Annotated in this window: 3 protein-coding genes; 1 reads left to right on the forward strand and 2 read right to left on the reverse strand. The window is 44.0% G+C overall.

Annotated elements, in window-relative coordinates; all coding sequences use genetic code 11:
* Positions 1–441: 441 nt before the first annotated feature.
* A complete protein-coding gene (locus RIG66_RS06320) occupies positions 442–1,203 on the reverse strand; it encodes a MinD/ParA family ATP-binding protein (RefSeq protein ID WP_446376262.1) in 762 nt (253 codons plus the stop codon).
* Positions 1,204–1,512: 309 nt separating this feature from the next.
* Complete coding sequence (gene map, locus RIG66_RS06325) at positions 1,513–2,340, reverse strand: type I methionyl aminopeptidase (protein ID WP_446376264.1); 828 nt, start codon at positions 2,338–2,340, stop codon at positions 1,513–1,515.
* Between the two features lie 331 nt (positions 2,341–2,671).
* Between map and RIG66_RS06330 the strand changes: the two genes are divergently transcribed.
* Positions 2,672–3,286 carry a Uma2 family endonuclease gene (locus RIG66_RS06330; protein WP_446376266.1) on the forward strand — a complete coding sequence of 205 codons (615 nt, stop codon included), beginning with the start codon at positions 2,672–2,674 and terminating at the stop codon, positions 3,284–3,286.
* Positions 3,287–3,496: the final 210 nt, after the last annotated feature.

Below are 3,496 nucleotides of genomic sequence, written 5' to 3' on the forward strand. Positions count from 1 at the left end.
TCTTCCCAAGGTATCAACTTCGACATGATTACCCAACGGTAATATGCGTGATAACTTTTCCTCAAAGGGGAGTTGAAAGTTTTCTGGCTCCGTAGGCACTGAGTCTACTTTTCGGTACATCTACCTGATCGGGGGTGCAAGAATTTTGACCAATTCTACCAGATTTCTTTGCACCCAGTCAATTGTAAATACGGCTCAAAGCATTGATAGCTAAGGATTTCGGCTTTGTGCAGCAAGCCCTATTTAGTTTAAATCTCGCTGACTTTAGAGTTTGTAGCAAAACCTTGATATCTGGTAGGGTGGGCATTGCCCACCAGCCTTAATCAGCGTGACATTCGACTCTGAATGGTACTTATTTAATGGAAAGGACACTGACTTTAGGGTTTGCAGTCAGTGATAGGATTTTTAGCGAAGACAGCGCAACTACGAACCCCATTTTAATTACGTCATAATTTGCTGTGCCACTTTTTTCATTTCTAGACTTAAAGGGTGACTCGGAAAGCGGACACAAAAGACATCACCGCTAGCGAGTTGAATCATCTCTTCCGATAAGGGTAAAATACCTGCAACAGTAGCCTGATAGGTTTGTGCTATATCTTGCTCTAATGCCTTAAAGTCAAGGGCTTCATGGGCTTTATTTACCATTAACAATAATTTAGGCACTTGTAACTTACGTGCTACATCAACGGTGACAGCCGTTCCTTGAAAGTCCTGGCGGTCTGGACGTAGAATAATTAGCAATACGTCAGAGATGGTGATAGATAGTAGGGTTTCTTCATTTAAACCAGGATGAGTATCAATGAAGAGATAGTCTAGTTTTAAGGCTTGAATTAAATCCTCAAACCCATCAATCAGCATATTCACATCATACCCTTCTCGCAAAATCCTGGTAATCTCTCCCATGCGAATACTGGAAGGAATCAGATAGATTTTGCTATTGATTTTGCGGTTTTCTCCCAGGATAGAACTGACATCATACGCCGCATCTTGAATTTGACAACGCCCCCACAAGTAATCATTTAGGGCGTTTTTCATTTTGTTCTCATCGAAGCCGAAAAGAACGTGAATGCCAGGAGACTGGATATCAGTATCAACAATACCGACTCGATATCCAGCTTTAGCGACAGTTGCGGCTAGATTCGCTGTAGCATTTGATTTACCCGTACCACCACGGAATGAGTGAATCGACACAATTTCCGACATTTTATACCTCTAGGATGTCGATTAGTTTTGACCCAACGCTAGGCTCAGGGAACCTGGTGTTTGTGTAGGGACGGGTTTCATTATTATCTATCATTTCTGATTAACCCAGATATGACTAAACCCGCCCAAACCGATTTGTGTAGGGGCGGGTTTTACTACTAATCATTTCTGATTAACCCAGATGTGACTAAACCCGCCCAAACCGATTTGTTTAGGGGCGGGTTTTACTACTATCGTTTCTGATTAACCCAGATGTGACTAAACCCGCCCTGGCTAAGTTTTGAGTTGATCTATCTTAACTCGACTGATTCACACTTTGCTGCGGTCAGTTAAAATTTCGTATCCATCTGCTGTCACCAATACGGTATGCTCAAACTGAGCGGATAGGGCATTATCGACGGTTACGGCAGTCCAACGATCGGATAAGATACGGGTAAACTTGGAACCTGCATTAATAATCGGTTCAATTGCCAGAGTCATCCCTTCCCGTAACTTTACATTGGGCATTTGCCGAGTGCGGAAGTGAAACACAGAGGGTTCTTCGTGCAGGTTGCGTCCCACGCCATGACCGGTGAAATCTTCCACCACAAAAAAACTATTGGCGTTAACATGATCTTCGATCGCGCCCGCAATGTCAAGCAGGGAGTTCCCCGCTTTTACCTGTTCGATTCCTTTATAGAGTGCGGCTTCTGCCACTTCTATTAACTTGGCGGCGTTGGGTTTAACATTACCCACGGCAATGGTAATACAGGAGTCGCCATGGAAGCCTTCATAGTACGCCCCCGTGTCAACTTTCAGCACATCCCCCGCCCGAATTACCTTTTTGCGACTGGGAATTCCATGCACCACTTCGTTGTTGAGACAGGAACAGATTGAAGCCGGGAAGCCGTGGTATCCTTTAAAACTCGGCGTTGCTCCCATTTCGCGGATGCGCTTTTCGGCATAAGCATCCAAATCCGCCGTCGTCATCCCCGGTTTAACCTGTTCGGAAATTTCTTTGAGAACGGTAGCGACTATTTTAGACGCCTGCCGCATAATAGTAAGTTCAGACTCGGATTTAATTTCGATGCCCCGACGTTGTTTTTTCGGGCGAGACGGCTGGGCAGGTTTGGAAAGCAGGTTACTAAGAATATTCATGTAAACGATGAAACCGAGAATGGGTGAGCTTTATGTGGATATCTCCTTGCCTCTTCCTACCTTGGCAGAAAGCCTGCTGACAAAAAAGGGACGTTCAGATTTCAATTCCCCGATGTTGCCGATTCAATGAGTTTCTGTCGGCTGGGCAAGGGTCATCCGACGACAAAGTTTGATCTTATCATTGATTAGGCTAGCTCTGGCTTATTTGCTAGATATCGTGTTAATCAACCCTTTGAATTTGATAAACAGGCACGGCAATGCCGTGCCCCTACGGGTTCGATTCCTTGGGTTATTGAAGTTGATGTCCCCGTTCCCAATTGTGGTGATAATCATGGTTCAATTCTTACAAAAATCAATAACTTTCGCTGAATTTATCCAATGGAAGCCAGCCAATAAACGCTATGAACTGCATGATGGAGTCATTATTGAAATGCCACAGCCTACAGGTGAACATGAAGACGTTGTGGGATTTTTAGCCGAAAAGCTGACATTAGAATATGTCCGTCTCCAGCTTCTCTATTCTATTCCAAAAACGGCGCTGGTTAAATCAGCATCAAGTGAATCGGCTTATTCGCCAGATATCTTGTTGATCAATCGTTTGAATTTGAGCAACGAACCCTTGTGGAAAAAAGAGTCTACTTTGATTCTGGGAGCTTCGATTCCTTTAGTTGTTGAAGTAGTTAGCAGTAATTGGCGGGATGATTACTATAAAAAATATGGGGAGTACGAAGGAATAGGAATTCCTGAATACTGGATCGTTGATCATTTAGCTCTGGGCGGTCGTAAATTTATTGGTAATCCAAAACAACCAACGGTTTCTATTTATGTTTTAGTGGATGGAGAATACCAAGTCAGCCAATTTCGAGGAAATGACTGTATTCAGTCAGTTGCTTTCCCTAACTTACAGTTAACCGCTGAAGAAATATTTCAGTCGGTTAGTTGTTAGTTCAAGCCAGATATTTTTTCAATCAACCCTTTGAATTTGATAAACAGCTTACAACCCCACCTGTAGGGGCACGGCATTGCCCATTGGTGTCAACTTAAGGTGAAAGCTCGGTTGAGCAAGGGTGTCGGGTGTCGGGTGTCGGGTGTCGGGTGTCAGGATGGAATTGTCTGTTGGAGGCGAAAAAACCTCACACCTACCACCATTCACCTC

Origin of the sequence: Coleofasciculus sp. E2-BRE-01 (assembly GCF_040221695.1) — a bacterium.
Lineage (GTDB): Bacteria > Cyanobacteriota > Cyanobacteriia > Cyanobacteriales > Coleofasciculaceae > Coleofasciculus.

What these genes read in the sequence shown, in the direction of transcription:
- RIG66_RS06320 (WP_446376262.1), bottom strand. Translation starts at nt 1,203, where the DNA reads ATGTCGGAAATTGTGTCGATTCACTCATTCCGTGGTGGTACGGGTAAA.
- map (WP_446376264.1), bottom strand. Translation starts at nt 2,340, where the DNA reads ATGAATATTCTTAGTAACCTGCTTTCCAAACCTGCCCAGCCGTCTCGC.
- RIG66_RS06330 (WP_446376266.1), top strand. Translation starts at nt 2,672, where the DNA reads ATGGTTCAATTCTTACAAAAATCAATAACTTTCGCTGAATTTATCCAA.